At 36.1% G+C, this 20,000-nt stretch carries 12 protein-coding genes, 2 tRNA genes, 2 rRNA genes and 3 pseudogenes (2 of these 19 only partly in view); 17 read left to right on the plus strand and 2 right to left on the minus strand.

Annotation, left to right across the window (positions count from 1 at the left end; all coding sequences use genetic code 11):
* The 14 genes and pseudogenes from LZ578_RS01440 to LZ578_RS01505 form a co-directional block, all read left to right on the plus strand.
* Window positions 1-2,729, plus strand: a 23S ribosomal RNA gene (locus LZ578_RS01440) (it extends 188 nt beyond the left edge of the window).
* 99 nt (window positions 2,730-2,828) lie between these two features.
* Window positions 2,829-2,944: ribosomal RNA gene (gene rrf / locus LZ578_RS01445) — 5S ribosomal RNA — on the plus strand.
* 14 nt (window positions 2,945-2,958) lie between these two features.
* A tRNA-Asn gene (locus LZ578_RS01450) sits at window positions 2,959-3,032 on the plus strand.
* Window positions 3,033-3,044: 12 nt separating this feature from the next.
* Window positions 3,045-3,117, plus strand: a tRNA-Thr gene (locus LZ578_RS01455).
* 183 nt (window positions 3,118-3,300) lie between these two features.
* Window positions 3,301-4,224 carry an aldo/keto reductase family oxidoreductase gene (locus LZ578_RS01460; RefSeq protein WP_235145592.1) on the plus strand — a complete coding sequence of 308 codons (924 nt, stop codon included), beginning with the start codon at window positions 3,301-3,303 and terminating at the stop codon, window positions 4,222-4,224.
* Window positions 4,225-4,565: 341 nt separating this feature from the next.
* Window positions 4,566-4,784: pseudogene (locus LZ578_RS01465) on the plus strand (IS3 family transposase); the annotation flags it as partial.
* 364 nt (window positions 4,785-5,148) lie between these two features.
* Complete coding sequence (locus LZ578_RS01470) at window positions 5,149-5,976, plus strand: AraC family transcriptional regulator (protein WP_235145593.1); 828 nt, start codon at window positions 5,149-5,151, stop codon at window positions 5,974-5,976.
* Window positions 5,977-5,991: 15 nt separating this feature from the next.
* The gene (locus tag LZ578_RS01475) at window positions 5,992-7,269 is read left to right on the plus strand and encodes a sugar ABC transporter substrate-binding protein (protein WP_235145595.1); all 1,278 of its coding nucleotides are present in this window, start codon (window positions 5,992-5,994) and stop codon (window positions 7,267-7,269) included.
* Window positions 7,270-7,506: 237 nt separating this feature from the next.
* Window positions 7,507-8,100, plus strand: coding sequence for a carbohydrate ABC transporter permease (locus LZ578_RS01480; RefSeq protein WP_235145596.1), 594 nt, complete (start codon window positions 7,507-7,509; stop codon window positions 8,098-8,100).
* On the plus strand, window positions 8,049-8,408 hold the full coding sequence (locus LZ578_RS01485; protein WP_235145597.1) for a carbohydrate ABC transporter permease: 360 nt from the start codon (window positions 8,049-8,051) through the stop codon (window positions 8,406-8,408). The genes LZ578_RS01480 and LZ578_RS01485 overlap by 52 nt, the downstream gene beginning before the upstream one ends.
* A 43-nt stretch (window positions 8,409-8,451) precedes the next feature.
* Entirely contained in the window at window positions 8,452-9,333 is an 882-nt protein-coding gene (locus LZ578_RS01490) for a carbohydrate ABC transporter permease (RefSeq protein WP_235145598.1), read from the plus strand.
* Between the two features lie 32 nt (window positions 9,334-9,365).
* A complete protein-coding gene (locus LZ578_RS01495; protein WP_235145599.1) occupies window positions 9,366-10,463 on the plus strand; it encodes a Gfo/Idh/MocA family protein in 1,098 nt (365 codons plus the stop codon).
* A gap of 252 nt (window positions 10,464-10,715) precedes the next feature.
* Window positions 10,716-11,792 (plus strand): Gfo/Idh/MocA family protein, encoded by a 1,077-nt coding sequence (locus LZ578_RS01500; RefSeq protein WP_235145600.1) that lies wholly within the window; start codon window positions 10,716-10,718, stop codon window positions 11,790-11,792.
* 274 nt (window positions 11,793-12,066) lie between these two features.
* Window positions 12,067-12,633, plus strand: coding sequence for a recombinase family protein (locus tag LZ578_RS01505; RefSeq protein ID WP_235145601.1), 567 nt, complete (start codon window positions 12,067-12,069; stop codon window positions 12,631-12,633).
* 488 nt (window positions 12,634-13,121) lie between these two features.
* Here LZ578_RS01505 and LZ578_RS01510 read toward each other — a convergent pair whose 3' ends face one another.
* Together LZ578_RS01510 and LZ578_RS01515 are read right to left on the minus strand one after the other, a co-directional pair.
* Window positions 13,122-13,328, minus strand: coding sequence for a helix-turn-helix transcriptional regulator (locus LZ578_RS01510; protein ID WP_235145602.1), 207 nt, complete (start codon window positions 13,326-13,328; stop codon window positions 13,122-13,124).
* A 13-nt stretch (window positions 13,329-13,341) separates the two neighbouring features.
* A complete protein-coding gene (locus tag LZ578_RS01515) occupies window positions 13,342-13,887 on the minus strand; it encodes a DUF2975 domain-containing protein (protein ID WP_235145603.1) in 546 nt (181 codons plus the stop codon).
* Window positions 13,888-15,338: 1,451 nt separating this feature from the next.
* Here LZ578_RS01515 and LZ578_RS01520 point away from each other — a divergent pair.
* The 3 genes and pseudogenes from LZ578_RS01520 to LZ578_RS01530 all read left to right on the plus strand — a co-directional run.
* A pseudogene (locus tag LZ578_RS01520) lies at window positions 15,339-16,962 on the plus strand (type I restriction-modification system subunit M).
* Complete coding sequence (locus LZ578_RS01525; protein WP_235145604.1) at window positions 16,955-18,163, plus strand: restriction endonuclease subunit S; 1,209 nt, start codon at window positions 16,955-16,957, stop codon at window positions 18,161-18,163. The pseudogene LZ578_RS01520 and the gene LZ578_RS01525 overlap by 8 nt, the downstream one beginning before the upstream one ends.
* 21 nt (window positions 18,164-18,184) lie before the next feature.
* Window positions 18,185-20,000 (plus strand): annotated as a pseudogene (locus tag LZ578_RS01530) (type I restriction endonuclease subunit R); it runs 1,231 nt beyond the window's last position.

Here is a 20,000-nt window from a genome sequence, read left to right on the forward strand (position 1 = left end):
GGGAACTGAAACATCTCATTACCTGCAGGAAGAGAAAGAAAATTCGATTCCCTGAGTAGCGGCGAGCGAAACGGGAAAAGCCCAAACCAGGAAGCTTGCTTCCTGGGGTTGTAGGACTGGAATGTGAGACGAAGAGGGATAGCAAAAGCCGACTGGAAAGTCGCGCCAAAGAGGGTAAAAGCCCCGTATGCGAAATCCCAAATCGCTCTACCAGTATCCTGAGTACGGCGGAACACGAGAAATTCCGTCGGAATCCGGGAGGACCATCTCCCAAGGCTAAATACTCCCTAGTGACCGATAGTGAACCAGTACCGTGAGGGAAAGGTGAAAAGCACCCCGGAAGGGGAGTGAAATAGTACCTGAAACCGTGCGCTTACAAGTAGTCAGAGCCCGTTAATGGGTGATGGCGTACCTTTTGTAGAATGGACCGGCGAGTTACGATTCCATGCGAGGTTAAGCTGAAAAGGCGGAGCCGCAGCGAAAGCGAGTCTGAATAGGGCGAATAAGTATGGGGTCGTAGACCCGAAACCAGGTGACCTACCCATGTCCAGGTTGAAGGTGCGGTAATACGCACTGGAGGACCGAACCCACGTACGTTGAAAAGTGCGGGGATGAGGTGTGGGTAGCGGAGAAATTCCAATCGAACCTGGAGATAGCTGGTTCTCTCCGAAATAGCTTTAGGGCTAGCCTCGGACACGAGGAATCATGGAGGTAGAGCACTGTTTGGACGAGGGGCCCTTCTCGGGTTACCGAATTCAGATAAACTCCGAATGCCATTGATTCACGTCCGGGAGTCAGACTACGAGTGATAAGATCCGTAGTCGAGAGGGAAACAGCCCAGACCACCAGCTAAGGTCCCCAAGTATCTGTTAAGTGGAAAAGGATGTGGGGTTGCTCAGACAACTAGGATGTTGGCTCAGAAGCAGCCATCATTTAAAGAGTGCGTAATAGCTCACTAGTCGAGTGACCCTGCGCCGAAAATTTACCGGGGCTAAACAGATCACCGAAGCTGTGGACAGAACCATTGGTTCTGTGGTAGGAGAGCGTTCTAAGGGCGTTGAAGCGAGACCGTGAGGACTGGTGGAGCGCTTAGAAGTGAGAATGCCGGTATGAGTAACGAAAGACGGGTGAGAATCCCGTCCACCGAATGACTAAGGTTTCCTGGGGAAGGCTCGTCCTCCCAGGGTTAGTCGGGACCTAAGCCGAGGCCGATAGGCGTAGGCGATGGACAACAGGTTGAGATTCCTGTACCAGTTGATTTTGTTTGAACAATGGAGGGACGCAGGAGGCAACGGAATGCGCGCTGATGGATATGCGCGCCCAAGCAACAAGTCTGGGAAGGAGTCAAATGCTTCTACCCGCGAAGGATGAGTTGTGATGGGGAGGGAAATTAAGTACCGAAGTTCCCGCAGTCACACTGCCAAGAAAAGCTTCTCGTTAGAAATTAACTGCCCGTACCGCAAACCGACACAGGTAGTCGAGGAGAGAATCCTAAGGTGAGCGAGCGAACTCTCGTTAAGGAACTCGGCAAAATGACCCCGTAACTTCGGGAGAAGGGGTGCTGACCGAAAGGTCAGCCGCAGTGAATAGGCCCAAGCGACTGTTTATCAAAAACACAGGTCTCTGCAAAATCGAAAGATGACGTATAGGGGCTGACGCCTGCCCGGTGCTGGAAGGTTAAGAGGAGAGGTTAGCTTTCGAGCGAAGCTTCGAATTGAAGCCCCAGTAAACGGCGGCCGTAACTATAACGGTCCTAAGGTAGCGAAATTCCTTGTCGGGTAAGTTCCGACCCGCACGAAAGGCGTAACGATTTGGGCACTGTCTCAACGAGAGACTCGGTGAAATTATAGTACCAGTGAAGATGCTGGTTACCCGCGACAGGACGGAAAGACCCCATGGAGCTTTACTGCAGTTTGATATTGCGTGTTTGTGCCGTATGTACAGGATAGGTAGGAGCCAATGAAGCCGGGACGCTAGTCTCGGTCGAGGCGACGGTGGGATACTACCCTTGCGGCAGGAACACTCTAACCCGCGGCCCTTATCGGGCCGGGAGACAGTGTCAGACGGGCAGTTTGACTGGGGCGGTCGCCTCCTAAAGTGTAACGGAGGCGCCCAAAGGTTCCCTCAGAATGGTTGGAAATCATTCGTAGAGTGCAAAGGCAGAAGGGAGCTTGACTGCGAGACAGACAAGTCGAGCAGGGACGAAAGTCGGGCTTAGTGATCCGGTGGTTCCGTATGGAAGGGCCATCGCTCAACGGATAAAAGCTACCCTGGGGATAACAGGCTTATCTCCCCCAAGAGTTCACATCGACGGGGAGGTTTGGCACCTCGATGTCGGCTCATCGCATCCTGGGGCTGTAGTCGGTCCCAAGGGTTGGGCTGTTCGCCCATTAAAGCGGTACGCGAGCTGGGTTCAGAACGTCGTGAGACAGTTCGGTCCCTATCCGTCGCGGGCGTTGGAAATTTGAGAGGAGCTGTCCTTAGTACGAGAGGACCGGGATGGACACACCGCTGGTGTACCAGTTGTTCCGCCAGGAGCATCGCTGGGTAGCTATGTGTGGACGGGATAAACGCTGAAAGCATCTAAGCGTGAAGCCCCCCTCAAGATGAGATTTCCCATCACTTGAAGTGAGTAAGACCCCTGAGAGACGATCAGGTGGATAGGCGGGAAGTGGAAGTGCAGCGATGCATGGAGCGGACCCGTACTAATCGGTCGAGGACTTAACCAAAAACAGGCAGCGACGTAATGCGGTGCCTGGTCAACCTTTGTTTTTCATGTTGTGTATTCAGTTTTGAGGGAACAATGTTTCCTTAATCCCATAAAAATGTGCGGTGGCGATGGCTGGAAGGCCACACCTGTTCCCATCTCGAACACAGAAGTTAAGCTTCCAAGCGCCGATTGTAGTGAAGGGTTTCCCTTTGTGAGAGTAGGACGCTGCCGCGCATTTTATATATTATTCCGCAATAGCTCAGTTGGTAGTAGCGCATGACTGTTAATCATGATGTCGTAGGTTCGAGTCCTACTTGCGGAGTCTTTTTTTATTGCCGTCTTAGCTCAGTCGGTAGAGCACCACCATGGTAAGGTGGGGGTCGTCGGTTCGAATCCGACAGATGGCTTTAATAAATCCGGTTTAGATAGCGACAAAAGAGGTTTTCCTCTCTTGTCGCTATCTTTTTTATTGTCTAGTTTTATTTTTGGGATATAGTTCTTCATTGTTCGTTCTTTCGTATTTCCATCTTTGTATTCGTAGTGATATAATGTTTTAATAGAACGATTCCAAAAAGAAAAGGTGTGATTTTTTGAAGAAAGTAAATCTTGGTAACAGTGGTTGGTTTGTTTCTGAAATTTCTTTAGGTGTCATGAGAATGAATAGTTTAGATCATTCTCAAGCAGAAAAAGTTATTCAAACCTCGTTAGAAAATGGAATTGATTATTTTGATCACGCTGATATATACGGTGATGGTGAATCTGAAAAAATTTTTGGGCAAGCATTTAAGAATCTTGGAATTAAACGAGATTCAGTTAGTCTACAATCTAAAACTGGAATTGTGAAAGGGAAAATGTATGATTTTTCTAAATCACATATTATAAAATCAGTAGAAGAAAGTCTAATGCGTCTGCAAACAGATTATTTAGATACTCTATTGTTACATAGACCAGATACTTTATTTGAACCAGAAGAAGTCGCAGAAGCTTTTGATGAGCTAGAAAAAAGTGGGAAAGTCCTTCATTTTGGAGTAAGCAATCAAAACCCTATGCAGATAGAGTTACTAAAAAAATATGTAACCCAACCTCTTTTAATCAATCAACTTCAGCTAAGTGTAACTCACCATCCAATGATAGATGCTGGTTTTAATGTAAATACGAGTAATGATTTTGCCAGTACCAGAGATGGATCTATTTTAGAATATAGTAGAATTAATGATATGACGATTCAACCTTGGTCTCCTTTTCAAGCTGGGATGCAAAAGGAAGGTTTATTTTTTGATCATCCAGATTTTGTCGAACTAAATGAAGTACTCCATAGACTTGCGTCTGAAAAATCAGTAGCACGAGAAGCAATTGCTATTGCTTGGTTACTACGCCATCCAGCACATATGCAACCAATCATAGGTAGTATGAATCCTGAACGTATTGCTGCTATTTGTGAAGCTTCCAATATCACGTTAAGTCGAGAAGAGTGGTATGAAGTATATCGCTCAGGGGATTATCCAATACCTTAATTTTAAAATACGTTTAAATTGAAATACGATTCCCTTCACTATTTTTAGTGAATGGAATAAAGATGAGTTTCAAAACAAGATCATTATTCTGCTGCTATTGGTACTGAAAAAATAGAGGAAACACAATAAATTATGGCTCTTCGTCAAACATACTAAGATTAGTAGTGTACTATCCACGACGGTGGATATGCACTACTATTTTTTATATAGTAGAGGTGAAGAAGAAGCGGTCAACAACAGAAGACCTTGAGTCTGCACGTCAAACAGGCCCCCTTCACTATCCTTGATTGAACCAGTTTGAAGTATGTTGGTCCTTTGAGATCGTCTATAGGAAAATGGAATCATTAAGGTATAATTGTTTGGACAATTCACCTATGGAAAATTTCTTTGGACTTTTGAAGCAGGAGATGTATTATGGGGAAGAAAGCGTGTCTTACACCACGCTTAAACAACGGATTGAAGACTATATTGATTACTATAACAACAAACGTATTAAAACAAAATTGAGTGGACTATCTCCGGTTGCATACCGAAAACAAGACACTCAAATAGCTGCTTAATATTTAATTACATAAACTCCAACTTTTGGGGTTCACTATATTCTCCAACAGTGTTTTCCTCACCCTGCATACATTAAAGAGTTAAGTAAAACAAGAATAAAAAATATGATTCTCTCAAGTACTAAAAAACATTTCAAAAGAAGAAGCTTTACTAAAAGCAGAACAATTCATTCGTTTAGCAGATAAGACTTATCCAGCAGTAGATAAAAATCATTTTTTAGTAATTTGACAAATCAAAAATTATATTTAAACACAAAATATTAATAAAAACCTTTATAGATAAATTACTTGAAAAGTTGATATTTTAAAGACTTGTTTTGCAAACGTTTACAGATAAAATAAGTAGTAAGAAAGGTTGACAACAATGGAAATAGAAATCCAATACAAAATAGAAACCATTGATCTCTCTCAGTTCAATTATCCACAAAGTTACTTACTTCTAATTATTGTGCATAAAGGAGTTGGAATATTAAAAATTGATAATTTAACATATTGTGTAGAAAGTGGAAATGTTATTTTTATTAATGAAGGATGTAAATTCTTTTTTCAAGAAGTTGAGTGTAGTGAAGATTTTACCTTTACTAGACTAAAAATAAATAAGTTATATTATAGAACTTTATTGAAAAGAAATAAAATAGAAGAGTTAGCTAGTTTATTTGATAATAAAAATGATATACCTGTACGAATAATAATCGATAGTCAAAATCTTAACATGGCTAATATGGTATTTAAAAGGATAAATGAGCTGATTCAGAATAAGAACCAGCATAATAAGATCGCTATTGAATGTTTGTTAGTATATGTATTTATTGAGCTCAACAGATGTTCTTCGTATTTGATACGAGGGAAAAGTCATCATAGTATCCAAGATAAACAGTTTTTAGAAATGATATTTAATTATATAGAAAAAAATTACGATCATACTATTATTTTAGATGATATAACAAAAGAACTAAATATGAGTAAATCACATATGTCCAGGACTTTTAAAAAATTAATGAGAATATCTATTATTGACTATATGTTTAGATATAGAGTATTGCAATCAAAGAGTAAGCTTATAAATGAGAACGTATCCATTTCGGAAATATCATTAAAATGTGGTTTTAAAACTACACCGCACTACAGTAGAATGTTTAAGAAACAAGAAGGACTAACACCTTCAGAATACAGAAGATTATATAAACAATAATAGGGAGGAATTAACATGAAATTATTTAAAAAGAGTATGTATATATTATTAGGAAGTGCTTTATTAGCTGGCTGTGGTAGTAATGATTCTGAAACTGATGGAAGTCTTAGTGGGGAAGCAGATTCAGAAATTACGACTGTTTCTTTAGCTTTTTGGAATCAAAATCAAGAGCCAGTTTTAAGAGAAATATTAGATAACTTTGAAGATGAGAATCCTAATATCAAAGTAGAATTTGAAATCACACCTAACCCGCAATATTGGACCAGACTTGAAGCTGCAGCTTCAGGTGAAGTTATGCCTGATATTGTTTGGATGAACGGACCTAATTTTGTTCAGTATGCTGCTAATGAAATAATAGAGCCAATTGATTCATATCTAAAAGATAGCGAAATTGATTTGAATAATTATCCTGATAGCTTACTCGAGCTTTACACTTATGATGATGAATTGTATGGAATACCTAAAGATTGGGATACTACTTCATTGTGGTATAACAAAAATATTTTTGATGATGCAGGAGTTAGTTATCCAGAAGATGACTGGACTTGGGAAGAAATGATTGAAGCAGCTGAAGCAATAACAGATGTGGATAATGATATATATGGTGTTTCTGCCAATATTCAAACGCAAGAAGGAATATACAATCAAATTTTTCAGAACAAAGGTTTTGTCATTAATGAAGATCGAACTAAATCTGGATATTCAGATAGTAACACGATTGAAGCTTTTGAGAAGCATGTGGATTTAATTAAGAAAGGTCTTTCACCAGATCTTAATGTACAATCTGAGTCTTCCGCAAGAGATTTATTCGCTTCAGGTCGTTTGGGAATGGCATATTTAGCTTCTTGGAATATTCCTGTATTGATGGAGTCAGAAGTAAGTGATCATATAGACTTAGTTGAAATGCCATCTATGAAAGAAAAAGGGGCAGTAATTCATGGATTAATTTATGCATTAAGTGCAAGTAGTACAAACAAAGAGGAAGCAGCAGCAGTTATAAAGTATTTAGGAAGTGAAGAGGCTAACAAAGTTTGGGCGGAATCTGGTGTAATTATTCCTGGTCATGAAGGAATGTTAAATACTTGGGTAGAATCTTATCCTGAATTAAACTTGGAAGCTTATGTAAATAGCTTAGAATACTCACACCCATTCCCTGTATCAGAAAATACTTCTAAATGGAATGACTATGAAAGTCAAGCAATTAATGATATTTATTCTCTTGATACAAATATTTCAGAAAGATTAAATACTCTAGCAGAGCAAATGAATAAAGCTCTAGAAGAAGAGAAATGATATTGCATATAATTAATATCAGATGTAATTAGAAAATTCTATCAATTAGAGGATTAATTTATTACGTTTTCTCTATCCAGTTTGTGGCAATGACAATCATTCATCATTTTTTGGTAGAGTTTGTGATGAAAAATTGTTATTGCTTTTTTTTAGAAAAAGTTTGATTTGTTTGAACAATACAATTAATCCTGTAAGAAATGTCATTGTATTAATACTATTAATAGAGGAGAGAGAAAATTGAAACCATATACGAGCCTCAAACAGCAGAGAAGATCAAAGTATATAGCGGCAATTGTATTATTATTTCCACTTTTATCTGGTTTAATAATTTTTTATATCATTCCTTTCTTTCAAAATTTTTTTTATAGCTTCACTAATTTAGGTGCGTTTGGAAATTGGAAGTGGATTGGATTAGTTAATTATCAACGTTTAATACAGGATGTACAGGTAGGTAAATCATTTATAAACACAATTGTAATTACTGCCGTTTCAGTACCGGTCACAATTCTTTTAGCGTTAATCATAGCAACTCTCTTAAATTCAAATATTAAAGGTAAGAGTATTTATAGGGTATTATTTTTTCTACCAGCAGTCACTATGCCAGCTGCAATAGCAATGATATGGAGATGGCTTTACAATGGACAATACGGCCTATTGAATCAATTTATTGGTATTTTTGGTATAGAGAATATTAATTGGATAACAGATCCAAAATTTTCCCAAATAGCACTGATAATTGTAACAATATGGAGTGGGATAGCTATAAAAATTATATTTTTTTGGGAGGACTACAGACTGTTCCCAGAAGTTATTATGAAGCTGCAGATATAGATGGCGCTAGTCCATATAAAAAATTCATTCATATAACTATTCCATTACTCGCACCAACTATTTTCTTTGTGAGTATCACTTCATTAATCCAATCCTTTCAAATGTTCGATTTAATTTTTCTTTTAATTCCAAGAACAGGTAATGGATTATCTACTACAAGAACAGTCATTTATGAATTTTACCAAAATGCTTTTGAATATATGGATAAAGGGTATGCATCAGCAATATCAATTGCTATTTTCATAGTAATTCTTATAATTACAAGCATTCAACTAAAACTTCAAAAGAAATGGGTTACTTATCTGTAATAAAAATAAGTGAAATTCTTGATAAAATTAAGGAGAGATGAACATGGAGAACATTGAGAATGAAAAAATAATAAATAGAAAAAAAAATAAAGTAAAAAACACCAAAAAAAAAGGATTTTCAGATAAAACATTAATCCATATTATATTAATTTTTGGTGCAGTATTAACCATTCTTCCTTTTATATGGATGATATTAACTGCATTCAAGACTGTTTCAGAGTCTATGGCTATTCCACCTAAGATATTTCCTCAAAAATGGGAATTATCAAATTTTATAGAAGCGTTTAATACGTTACCTTTTAAAAATTTGTACATAAATACTTTAAGTTTTACAGTAGCTGCCACTATTGGACAAGTTATTTTTTGTTCAATGGCAGGTTATGTATTTGCACGTATAGATTTCTGGGGAAGAGATTTTCTATTTCTTTTAGTTTTATCTGTATTGATGGTTCCAAGTCAAATCTTTATTATTCCTCAATTTCAGATCATTACAGCTTTGAAATTATCAAATACTATTCGGGCATTGATTTTACCAAATCTATTTAGTGCATTTGGTACATTTTTGATGAGACAATACTTTATAGCGATCCCTGATGAGATAGAAGAAGCAGCAATTATAGATGGTGCAAATCATTTTACTATATTTTTTAAAGTGATGTTACCTTTAGTAAAACCTGGAATTGTATCATTAGTAATCAGTACTTCGCTATTCACTTGGAATACACTACTTTGGCCATTAATTGTTAATACGTCGAAGAAATCAATGACTTTATCTGCAGGACTAGCAAGTTTACAAGATATACATACAACCAATTATCCAGTACTGATGGCCGCAGCCTTACTAGCTATTTGGCCTATGGTGGTTATATTCATAATATTCCAGCGTCAGTTTATTGAAGGTATTGCAAATAGGGGTGGAAAATAATGAATAATTTAAATAATAATGGAGGTAATAAAATGAAAAAATTAAGATTAGGTATAATCGGAGTAGGACACCGAGGATACATAACAAAACTATGGCATAATCCAGATGGAAGGTCGGTCATCACTGCTGTAGCAGATATTGATAATAATGCATTAGAAAAATTTAAAAAAGATGTTACAGAAGATGCATATTTTACGAATGATTATAAAGAATTATTAGTAAGAGATGATGTAGACGCAGTAGTTGTTTTAACAGAAGACTACAAACATAAAATGCATGCTATTGATACTTTGAATGCAGGGAAGGATTTATACTTAGAAAAGCCTATGGCTATATCAATTGAAGATTGTGATGAAATTATTAAAATTTGGAAGAAATCAGGACGTAAACTTATGATTGGGTTTAATATGAGATATATGCCTATGTATCAGACAATGAAAAAATATATCGATGATGGCTATATTGGTGAGGTAAAAGCTATTTGGATTCGACATTTTGTAGGGCGTGGTGGTGTGTATTACTATCAAGATTGGCATAGAAATTCAAAATACACTAATTCATTGCTATTGCAAAAAGCTTCTCATGATATTGATATGATACACATGTTTTCTAATAGCTATGTAAAAAAAGTTTCTGCTTTTGGAAGTTTAGATTTTTACAACAAAGAAGAACACTTTAAATCAGATGGACTTGAGAATCAGATCGATGATGAAATAGATGTAGAAGATAATAATATTCTTATTATGGAATTAGAGAATGGAATTAAAGCATCTTACTTACAAAACCACTTTACTCCTGATTATCAAAGAAATTACGTTATTATTGGAACGAAGGGACGTATAGAAAATGATGAGGTAAATGAAAAAATAATAATTAAAACTAGAAATACTGGAACTTTACATGATATGAGTGATTTGGAAATAAATATGAAAGCTACCGAAGGTGTACATGCAGGAGGAGATCCAAGAATAACAGAGGCATTTGTTGACTATATATTAGAAGGTGTAGAGCCGAATGCAACTCCTATAGATGGACGGATGAGTGTAGCAGTTGGAGTTAAAGCTACTGAATCTTTAAGAAACGGTGGAGAATTAAAAATTATTCCTGTTTACAATCTAAATAATTACTAAGTCAATAACTATTTACACTATCGTTGAATAAGTTAATAAAAAGCTTATAAAAATAACTCTTCTAATTTTAATAGAAGAGTTATTTTTATATTCCTCTAGGTTTACTTAAAATAAACCTATATAGGAGAAAAAAATTAAAATTCAGATTATTTTTCTATGTTTTTGAGATTTAATTACTATGTAAAAAAATATATAGATACTAAAAAAAGGGAAATTAAAGTAAGAAATGAAAATATGAGGAATGATTAAAAAGTGAGAACAGTTAACATTGGATTAATAGGAGCTGGCCATAGGAGATATTTTATTGATTCCTGGAATAATACAAATGGTAGATCAAAAATTACTGGTTTAGCTGAAATAGATAAGGATGCAATAAATTGGTTTAAAGAGAATGTAGATGATAGCATCTTTATTACCAATGATTATAAAAAATTATTATTGAGAAAAGATATAGATGCTATAGTAATTTTGACCCCAGATTATTTACATAGAAAACAAACTATAGATGTGCTTAATGCAGGTAAGCATATTTACCTTGAAAAGCCTATGGCAACAACTATAGAGGATTGCGATGAAGTGTTAAACGTATGGAAAAAAAGTGGAATGAAATTAATGATTGGATTTAATATGAGATACATGGATTTATATGCTCAAATGAAAAATCTAATTGATACTAATGCAATTGGAGAATTGAAAGAGATTTGTGTAGAGCATTCTGTAGGTATGGGTGGAGAACAATACTTTCAAACTTGGCATAGAAATCGGAAATATTCTAATTCATTGCTAGTTCATAAAGCTTCACATGACTTTGATGTTATCCATATGCTTGCTGATTCATATACGAAAAAAGTATCCGCATTTGGTGGATTGGATTTCTATGATAATAAAGAAAATTTTGTGTTGGATAAATTAAATAATATTACTGATGCTGAAATAGATGTTGAAGATAATAGCATTGTAATTATGGAGTTAGAAAATGGTGTTAAAGCTTCTTATCTTCAATGTCATTTTACTCCCGAATATTTAAGGAAATACATAATCATTGGATCAAAAGGAAGAATAGAGAGTGACGATATAAAGCAAACGATAACTCTAACAACTATTGATTATCAAAATAGTATAAATAATATCATATATAATTTTAAGAAACCTAAAAATAATAATAGTCATTTTCAAGGTGACCAAAAAATTGTACATGCTTTCATTGATTATGTATTAGAAGGTATAGAACCAAAGGCAACTCCTATAGATGGACGGATGAGTGTTGCAGTGGGGGTAAAAGCTACAAAGTCACTTCGAGAAGGTTCAGGAATGAAAAAAATCGACTAGTTAGAAGTAAAAATAGAAGGAAGACATAAATATTTCACGTTATACAATTATATACTCCTTCTCCCCTCTAAGCATAGACTGTAAAAAGTAAACTCCCTAGAGGGAATTTAATTATAATATTTAATCCATTATTTCTGTATTGTTTATTCGATACTGGACAGGCTACACTTGATTATATTCATAACTTAAGAGTATTGACTATGATTTTTTATTCCTTTACAATCAACGTTAGTAAGGTGTCATAACTTATGACCAAAAGTGAGGGTAAAAAATCATGAAATATGGCTATGCACGGGTCAGTACCCGTCATCAAGATTTGGACGGACAACTTCGACTATTAGAAGAAGAACGATGTGACAAAATTTATTCTGAAAAAATAACCGGAACCAAAAGCGAGCGTCCAGAATTTCAAAAACTACTTCAAGATATTGAAAGCGGGGATACCTTGGTCGTAACTAAACTCGATCGTTTTGCACGTAGCACACAAGATGCCTTGAATACCATTAAATTTTTATTTGAAAAAGGTGTTCGGATTAATGTCCTTAATTTAGGGATTATTGAGAATACGTCAACTGGACGGCTCATCTTTACCATCTTTAGTGCCTTTGCGGATTTCGAAAGAGATTTAATTGTGGAACGGACACAAGAAGGGAAAGAGATTGCTAAACAGCATCCTGGATTTAAGGAAGGACGACCAAAGAAATTCTCCAAACAGCAAATAGAGCTTGCCATGAATCTATTAGAAACGCATTCTTATAAGGAAGTAGAAAAAATGACAGGAATCAGTGTCAGCACCATCACAAGGAACAAGCAGAAACGGATGATCGAAAACGAGTTGTGAGTTGGGCGATAATAAGGATCCGTTGACTTGGTATAATAGACGAAAAAGTATCGTTAACCTGCACGCTCGGAGTCACAACGAGTGCACAAAAGGCCACCTCTATCCGTTGTAGAGGTGGCTTTTGTGCTATCTATGCTCGAAATTTTCACATTTCGCACTTAAATCACATGATACTTACTAAAGAATAGCAAAGCATGATACGAAGCGGTCCATGTATACGAAATTAATAAAAAGTTACCCCCAAAAAAGAGCTTCTGCTTGTTGTAACAATCCTTAGTAATCTAGCAACTAAAAGAAGCTTATTAGTGTGATTATACTCAGACCATTTTTTCAATAATTGAATAGGAGTACAAAGAAATCCCTATGCTAATACATGATATTAAAAGATCTCTCAGCATATTTAATTTTTCTTTACTTCTCCTAATTAAAATATAATCATTAGACATCTTATAGTCACGTCTATTTATAGGGCAGTAAATTAAAATCGCTTAATCTTTAACGTATTCTAAAATATCTCCTGGCTGACAGTTTAACACTCTACAAATTTTATTTAAAGTTTCAAATCGAATCGCTACTACTTTACCATTCTTTAACTTCGATAAGTTTGCATTCGTTATCCCCACTTCGTTAGCCAAATCTTTTAGAAGCATTTTTCGGTCCGCCATGACACGATCCAATCTTACAACAATTGCCATTAAAAAACTCTCCTTATACTGTCTCATCTGCTAGAGACTGCAATTCAATGCCGTACTTAAATATTTCAGAAACGATAAATAAAATGATGCCTATTATGAAGGCAGAACCGAAGCCTATCGTATAGTTATACCCATCTACCGAAATCAAAGATAATACTGAATAAAAAATGATAGGAACAAGTAAATCAAAAATAATAAGCACCAAACTCAAACGTTTAATAGCATTTGCAAATTTTTCAGAAAAAGGAGTTTCTCCTTTGCCTAACCATGTAAAAATTTGACTACCTTTTAAAAGAATAAAGGAAAAGACAACAACTGTGAAAGGGACAATAATCATTGACGCTAACTTTTCTTCAGCATCAGTAATTCCTACACTTCCAGAACTTCCTCCCATAGAAAATAAGGGAATAGATGGGCCCTTATATGTGAACCAGAAATTGCCATCACCAAATAGGATTGTATATAAGCCATATATGACAAGGGTGATGCTAAATATAGCAAATATTTTCAATAATAAAGAGCTACCCCTACTTATCCTGCGAAATTTTTTAATATTCATAACAACCACCTCTTCTATAAATTAATTTAATTATACAGTATTTATTGTTACCAGGCAACAACTAATTATCACGCCGCAATAATTTATAATTGCAATGTGATAATGAAAGTCTTTAATATCCTTCTGACTTAATTTAAGTGCAATTATTTGTCTGCAATTCTCTTTTTTATTATTAATTACCTAATTTATATTGTGATATAATAAAAAAATTACATACTATACTATCAGAAAGAGTGATTAACATAAAGAAAATAACAAAAAGAGTTGGACTTTTTGTAATTAATATACTTGCTGTCTTTTTATTTTTATATCTTATCTTTATATTTGTAATGTTGTCTTTTTCAATAGCAAACTACTTTTTTAGTGGATTTTTTGAAGACTACGTTATAAATACAGAGTTTTATAATTTTATTATAAATATAAATTATACTAAGATTTTCACTAACTGGTTCAATTTTGCGTTTTTAATTTTTCTATTGTTTTCTCCTTTTACATTAGTATTTAGCTTACTAGATGACTATTTAGTGCTAATTCAACTTAAGTGGTTCAATAAAATGATGAAAAATATATTAAAGTACAAGGAATTGTATGAAGCTTTTCTTATGAAAGTATGGTTATATGTTCCAATTATATTAACTATTCTGCTTAATATTCCAAGAGATGATATAGACTACTTAATATTACTTTTCTCTGCTATATTTGCTGTGAATAGTCTAAAAAATAATCTATCTTTAAAAATAAAAAAATATGTAGATTCTAAAATACAAACATAAAAAAATAACTATTAATTAATGTGACTTAAAAATGCTATTAATAGTTATTTTTTACGGCTTTTCAAATTCCCAAATGTTTTTTCAACCAAGTATTTACTTTGATGAAAAGTGAGAACCGTTTAAGAATCCCTGACTTTATTAGATAGTAATGTAAAGTAGTTAAGTAATTCCCGAATCTGTCGCATTGTCACTTTATTATTGTATTATAAAGGTATGTAAAAGAATTGTAGTTAAAGAAACGACTTTAGGAACAGGAAAAAGCCACTTTTCTATTAGAAAAGTGGCTCTTTAGTATGTATCAAAATTGATTGTTTTTGATACGTATAGATTCGTATGTTTACGCCTCTTTTGTTATAATAATATTATTATAACAGTGATAGTATTCATATATTCAAAGAGAAAATACAATCTGAATGATTTATCGTTTTTCAGTAATGGAAATGACTACGATCAAAGCAATCAAGGAAAGGTAGATTACTACGAGAAAGGCAATCCGATACGGAACCAGAAAAATGACAAGTAGTAGAAAAGTCCCTTGATTCGAAATAAAAGGAAAAGGTAGTCAGATGATTAGAGAAGAATCTACTATTATATACCAGGGGATACAACAAGATTAAAATTAGTGTAGAATAAATGTATCAGACCTAAAAATACAAATACAAATGAGGTAAACAACCAATGACAGAACCAATCGAAAAAAATTCAAAAAGCTTATACCAGGCACTATGGAATTCCGCAGATATTCTGCGTTCTAAAATGGACGCCAACGAATACAAGAGTTATTTATTAGGCTTGGTCTTTTATAAATACTTATCCGACAACATGCTGCGATATGTCTCCGTTCTATTGGAGGAAGAAACGGATGACTTACATAAAGCACAAGACCTTTACGTAGAAGCGTTTAAAGATGCAGATATCAAGGATGATCTCTTGTATGAGCTGAAAGATGAGTTTTCATATACCATCGCACCAGAATTGACCTTTACTGCACAAGTAGCAGCCATTCATGATGGATCTTTTCAATTAGAAGACTTGGTACAAGGGTTCCGTGACATTGAGCAATCCAGCGAAAACTTTGAGAACTTATTTGAAGATATTGATCTCTATTCTAAAAAACTGGGTTCAACCCCACAAAAACAAAATAAAACCATCGCAGATGTCATGAAAGAGTTAGAAAGCTTAAACATGGCTAGGCATGCTGGGGATGTTTTAGGCGATGCCTATGAGTACTTGATTGGCCAATTTGCGTCTGAATCCGGTAAAAAAAGCGGGTGAATTCTATACGCCACAACCGGTCGCACAATTGATGACACAAATTGTTTTACAAGGAAAAGAAGATAAAAAAGGTTTTTCTGTTTACGACGCGACCATGGGTTCCGGCTCTTTACTTTTGAATGCTAAAAAATATTCCCATCAACCGGGAACCATTTCTTATTTCGGGCAAGAGTTGAATACGTCCACTTATAACTTGGCGCGGATGAATATGATTTTACACGGGGTTCCCATTGCCAACCAACGCTTGCATAATGCGGACACCTTGGATCAAGACTGGCCAACAGAAGAACCAACCAACTTTGACGGGGTCCTGATGAACCCACCGTATTCTGCGAAATGGACGGCCGACAAAGGCTTCTTAGATGACCCACGTTTCTCTGCCTATGGCGTATTAGCACCTAAATCAAAAGCGGACTTTGCTTTCTTACTACATGGCTACTATCATTTGAAAGATACGGGCGTCATGGCTATTGTCCTGCCACATGGGGTTCTCTTTAGAGGGGGAGCGGAAGGAAAGATACGCAAGGCCTTGTTAGAAAATGGTGCGATTGATACCGTGATTGGCTTACCAGCTAACATTTTCTTTAATACGTCGATTCCAACGACCGTAATTATCTTGAAGAAAGACCGTGCGACAAAAGATGTTCTCTTTATTGATGCCTCACAAGATTTTGAAAAAGTGAAGACGCAAAATACGCTAAGAGATCATCATATTGACGCTATTTTAGAGGCCTATGAAACGCGTACGTTTAAAGATAAGTATGCCTATGTCGCCCAATTCGATGAAATTGTGGAGAATGATTACAACTTAAACATCCCCCGTTATGTGGATACCTTTGAAGAAGAAGAAGTGATCCCGTTAGCGTCTGTTTCTAAAGCCATTCAAGAAACAAAAGCCGACCTAGCACAAGCAGAAAATGACTTATTTGATATGTTGAAAGAACTAAACGGAACGACAGAAGAAGCAGATAAAGAGTTGCAAGGCTTTATTTCACAGTTGATGAGTGATGGTGAGAAACATGAATAAAGAGAAAATGATACCAAAGATTCGATTTGTTGGGTTTATAGATGATTGGGAACAGCGTAAGTTAGGGGACTTAGCTGATATTGTTAGAGGTGCTTCACCAAGACCAATTCAAGATCCAAAGTGGTTTGATTCTACATCTGATGTGGGATGGCTTAGAATTGCTGATGTAACTAAGCAAAATGGGAGAATTTATAATTTAGAACAAAAAATTTCTCTAGCTGGACAAGAAAAAACACGAGTGTTAATATCGCCTCATTTGTTGTTAAGTATTGCAGCCACTGTTGGAAAACCTGTTGTAAATTATGTTAAAACTGGCGTGCACGATGGATTTTTAATCTTTTTAAATCCGTTATTTGAAATGGAGTTTATGTTTCAGTGGCTAGAAATGTTTCGACCTAAATGGGTTAAATATGGGCAGCCCGGAAGTCAAGTTAACTTAAATTCTGAATTGGTGAGAAATCAAGATATTTTAATACCAAATATTAAAGAACAAGCTAGAATCGCTGCCTTTTTCAAACAAATCGACGACACTATAGCTCTTCATCAGCAACTCCTAACCGACTACAAACAATTGAAAAAAGCGTTGTTGCAACAGCTATTCCCACAAAAAGGAGAAACCGTACCGAAAGTTCGTTTTGCTGATTTTTCTGATGATTGGAAAGTAAAAAAATTAGGAGAAGTTGGATCAGTAGCAATGTGTAAGAGGATCTTTAAAGATCAAACTAGTGAATTTGGTGATATACCTTTTTTCAAGATAGGTACGTTTGGTAAAAGTCCAGATGCATTCATTCCAAGGCCACTATTTGAAGAATATAAGGAAAAATATTCTTTTCCAGAATTGGGAGATATACTTATTTCAGCTTCTGGAACAATAGGGAGAACTGTAGTTTATAAAGGTGAAGATGCATATTTTCAAGATTCCAATATTATTTGGTTTAAAAGAAATAAAAAGCTTGTAGATAACACATTTCTAAAACAATTTTATCAAATTGTTAAGTGGGCTGGTTTAGAGGGTAGTACAATCAAGAGACTCTATAACAGTAATATTCTTTCAACCCTAATTTATCTACCGTCATTAAATGAACAAGAAAAAATCGGTCAATTCTTTAAACAACTGGATGAAACCATTGACGGACACCAACAAAAACTCGCCACCTATCAAGAACTTAAGAGAGCCCTATTACAACGCATGTTTGTTTAATACCAAGAGAGGAGGAACATCATGGCCATTACCTTTACATCTGAATCAGAATTAGAACAAAATCTCATCCATCAGTTGATTGGGGGGAATCGCAATGGACCTATCGCGGGGATTTGAATACGGAAGACAAGCTCTGGGATAACCTGCGCGAAAAATTAGAACGCAATAATAAAGATGTGTTGAATGATGTCCATTTGACGGAACAAGAATTCCATCAAGTCCAAAACCAATTACAGTTTGCGAACTTCTATCAAGCGTCCAAATGGTTGGCAGGCGAGAATGGCATTGCCAAAGTACAAGTCCAACGGGAAGATGCCTCCTTAGGGACGATTCGTTTGAAAGTTTTAAATCGGGCGGATATTGCTGGCGGTATGTCATCGTATGAAGTCATTAATCAATTCCAAAGCTTTAAACAAAGCACCGATGACCGGGACCGTCGTTTTGACGTCACCCTTTTAATCAATGGCCTGCCCCTGATTCATATCGAACTGAAAAACCGCGCCCATTCGTATATGGACGCCTTTCGTCAAATCAAGAAGTACCTAGTACAAGGGAAATTTACTGGTATTTTCTCCGCTCTACAAATGTTTGTCGTCTCCAACGGGAGTGATACTCGCTATATCGCAGCGGCACAAGATACCCGACTCAATGAACAATTCTTAGCAACCTGGGTAGATGCCAATAATGATCCGGTCACCAGTTACTTGACCTTTGCTCAACACGTTTTATCCATTCCACAGGCGCATAAAATGGTGACGCAGTATACCGTTATTGATCGGGATAAAAAAGCCTTAATCTTATTACGTCCCTATCAAATTCATGCCATAGAGGCCATTAAACAAGCTTCTCGACGACAAGAATCGGGCTATGTTTGGCATACAACCGGGTCCGGGAAGACGTTGACCTCTTATAAAGCGGCTCGAAACCTTTTACAAATTCCGTCTTTGGATAAGACTATTTTTATCGTGGATCGTATCGACTTGGATCAACAGACCTCCTCTTCCTTTGCTTCTTATGCAGAGAATGATGTCATTCAAATAGATGAAACGGACAACGTTAAAGACTTGATTAAAAAACTGTTATCTGCGGATCGGACCGTCATTGTGACCACCATTCAAAAACTGAATCATGTGATGAGGGGCTTTGAAGGCAAGGAAACAACACCACGTTATAAAAAGATAAGAGAATTGCAGGTCGCCTTTATAGTAGATGAATGCCATCGGGCTGTTTCCGCTCAAAAGAAACAAGAAATCGATCGCTTTTTCAGACAACTCTTATGGTATGGCTTTACCGGTACACCGATCTTTGCCGAAAATGCGAAAAAAGAAACGGGTAATTTAGCTCGGACAACAGAGGAGCAGTACGGGAAACGACTCCATGAATACACCGTGAAGGAAGCCATTCATGACAAGGCGGTTCTCGGATTCCAAATTGAGTATAAATCCACCTTTTCAGACGATGAATTAGATGATTTGGTCTTGCAAGTGGATCCAGAGGCAGATGTCCGAGCCTTGTCTGTCCTAGAAAAAGAAGCAAAAATACCCAAATCCGTTTATGAAAATGAACAGCATATGCTAGAAGTCATTCATTCCATCTTGAATAAGTCCCGTCGGAAATTAGGTTTTCAAAATGGTTCTGGGAAGACCTATACGGCCCTGTTAACCACGTCATCGATTGCCCAAGCGCAAGCCTACTATGACTTGTTCAAAAAAGTCGTCGCTGGTGAGACGGCACTGCCTATTCATGAAAAGGTCAAAAGTGTCTTGCCTGATTTTCCAAAAATTGCAATTACGTATTCACTGTCTGAGAATGAAGAAGCATCCGTTTCCCATCAAGC

The sequence above is a fragment of the Jeotgalibaca sp. MA1X17-3 genome (assembly GCF_021513155.1).
Lineage (GTDB): Bacteria > Bacillota > Bacilli > Lactobacillales > Aerococcaceae > Jeotgalibaca.

What these genes read in the sequence shown, in the direction of transcription:
- LZ578_RS01510 (WP_235145602.1), bottom strand. Translation starts at nt 13,328, where the DNA reads ATGGCAATTGTTGTAAGATTGGATCGTGTCATGGCGGACCGAAAAATG.
- LZ578_RS01470 (WP_235145593.1), top strand. Translation starts at nt 5,149, where the DNA reads ATGGAAATAGAAATCCAATACAAAATAGAAACCATTGATCTCTCTCAG.
- LZ578_RS01475 (WP_235145595.1), top strand. Translation starts at nt 5,992, where the DNA reads ATGAAATTATTTAAAAAGAGTATGTATATATTATTAGGAAGTGCTTTA.
- LZ578_RS01515 (WP_235145603.1), bottom strand. Translation starts at nt 13,887, where the DNA reads ATGAATATTAAAAAATTTCGCAGGATAAGTAGGGGTAGCTCTTTATTA.
- LZ578_RS01525 (WP_235145604.1), top strand. Translation starts at nt 16,955, where the DNA reads ATGAATAAAGAGAAAATGATACCAAAGATTCGATTTGTTGGGTTTATA.
- LZ578_RS01490 (WP_235145598.1), top strand. Translation starts at nt 8,452, where the DNA reads ATGGAGAACATTGAGAATGAAAAAATAATAAATAGAAAAAAAAATAAA.
- LZ578_RS01505 (WP_235145601.1), top strand. Translation starts at nt 12,067, where the DNA reads ATGAAATATGGCTATGCACGGGTCAGTACCCGTCATCAAGATTTGGAC.
- LZ578_RS01495 (WP_235145599.1), top strand. Translation starts at nt 9,366, where the DNA reads ATGAAAAAATTAAGATTAGGTATAATCGGAGTAGGACACCGAGGATAC.